At 59.5% G+C, this 1,638-nt stretch carries 1 protein-coding gene and 1 pseudogene; one reads left to right on the top strand and one right to left on the bottom strand.

Annotated elements, in window-relative coordinates:
* Positions 1 to 832: hypothetical protein (locus BSZ39_RS12740; RefSeq protein ID WP_222842973.1), on the top strand; the 832-nt coding region annotated here is incomplete at its 5' end.
* Here BSZ39_RS12740 and BSZ39_RS15195 read toward each other — a convergent pair.
* Positions 802 to 1,533, bottom strand: a pseudogene (locus tag BSZ39_RS15195) (glycosyltransferase family 2 protein); the annotation flags it as partial. The gene BSZ39_RS12740 and the pseudogene BSZ39_RS15195 overlap by 31 nt on opposite strands.
* Between the last annotated feature and the right edge of the window lie 105 nt (positions 1,534 to 1,638).

The raw sequence follows: 1,638 nt of genomic DNA, 5'->3' as shown, positions 1-1,638 counted from the left end.
CGACCATGACCGATACCGACACGCCCGCACTAGCAAGCTAAAACCCCAAACGAGAGGAAAACGCCGTTACACCACTACAAGGGACTTGACCTTCTGGCATGAGCGGATTCCGCGCGTCGCCTCCATACGTGGCTGGTTTACACGCCTGTACGTCACCGACGCCGCAGACCAGAAGCCCTGGAGTGAACGCGCCGTCTCGCCTGTCGGAGTGCTTCCCTGGGGTTCAGATGTGCTGAACGCGCGCGTGTCGTGGGAGCAAAAAACGGTGGATCTTCTGCGAATGGGCCGGCAGCCCGATAGCTGGGACGACGATGACCAGACATACGCACTGCTGAAACGGCACGAGAGCTCGTTATCTTTCGCCCCTCGACCGCCGTTTGGTCGTGACGATCACGAAACCTATCAGTTTGCCCTCGATGCATATGGCAGCGCGAAGGTCGTCTTAGCTTTCTCTAATGCGGTCCATTCGGTTTCGTACACTCACCCGGAGCGCGAATATGTCACGGGCCGGTGGACCGACGCAATAGCCGCCGGCTGCATGGTGGCCGGCGTTGTCCCCGATACTGAATCGGCGAAGATCGTCGTCCCGGAATGCGCTCGTATCTGCGTGCCACCAGACGATCCAAGCGCCGGACTCGACCAGATCATAGGAGCGCTTGGCGAATACACGAAAGAACGCTATCTGCAGATCCGTCGATACGCTGCGGAGTACGTGGACTGGCATCACCGCCTGCACGCAATGTGTACGGACCTCAGCATTTCTCGTCCTGAGAGCTTGCAACGCAAGCTCACGGACCTTGATCAGCTTGCGCGTGGCGAGTCCTGTGCGTGAGAGTCGCGCTTGCGGCGCCCTAGTACTGGAGTTTTAGCCAGGACCCGGTACTTAATCATTCCCTCGAGCGCACCGATTGAGCCTCCGAGATCGTACGCTGCACGGAGCTTCTTCGCTCTATTGCCCCGCAAGGTTGCCAGCGCGATAAGGTCCCGGAGGGAATGTTCGAGGGAATATTTCCACGATGGGCCGGTCATGCCGTACTTGCCGTGCAGGGTCCAGAGGTAAATCCGTGCGCGTTGCTGAATTCGCTGCTGACGGTAGATCCCACGTGGGTCCGACTTCAGCCGGTAATGAACTATCGCCTTGGGGGCCGAAACCGCGCGAGCTCCCGCCCGTTGTGCCCGCCACGAGAAGTCGGTTTCTTCCGACCCACCCGGGAAGTTGGGATTCATACCTCCGAGATTGAGGTAGAGCTCCCGTTCGATTGCGAAATTCCCCCCGGGGGCTGAAGGAAGGTAACCGGCGAAGGGGCCAGCTTCTTCGACTGTTGCAGCGGAGCCGAGGATCTCCGAGACGGAGGGTTCGTCCGGTAGATGGTAGGCATAGCGCACCTCGGGGCGATTGAACCGCTGGTGGTGGAGTCGGCCCGCTACGAGCAACCCTGGTGTCGTACGAACCGCGCGCGTAAGTTCAGCGACCCAATGTGGGTCAACGAGGTCATCGGAATCGCAAAAAAGCAGGAGAGTACCTCGAGCTGCCTTGGCCCCGCAGGGTCAAGTCCCTTGTAGTGGTGTAACGGCGTTTTCCTCTCGTTTGGGGTTTTAGCTTGCTAGTGCGGGCGTGTCGGTATCGGTCATGGTCGT

The organism is Bowdeniella nasicola, assembly GCF_001907295.1.
GTDB classification, from domain to species: Bacteria; Actinomycetota; Actinomycetes; order Actinomycetales; family Actinomycetaceae; genus Bowdeniella; species Bowdeniella nasicola.
The sequence above is the reverse complement of the archived record's forward strand: the minus strand, read 5'-3'. Positions and strand labels throughout refer to the sequence as shown.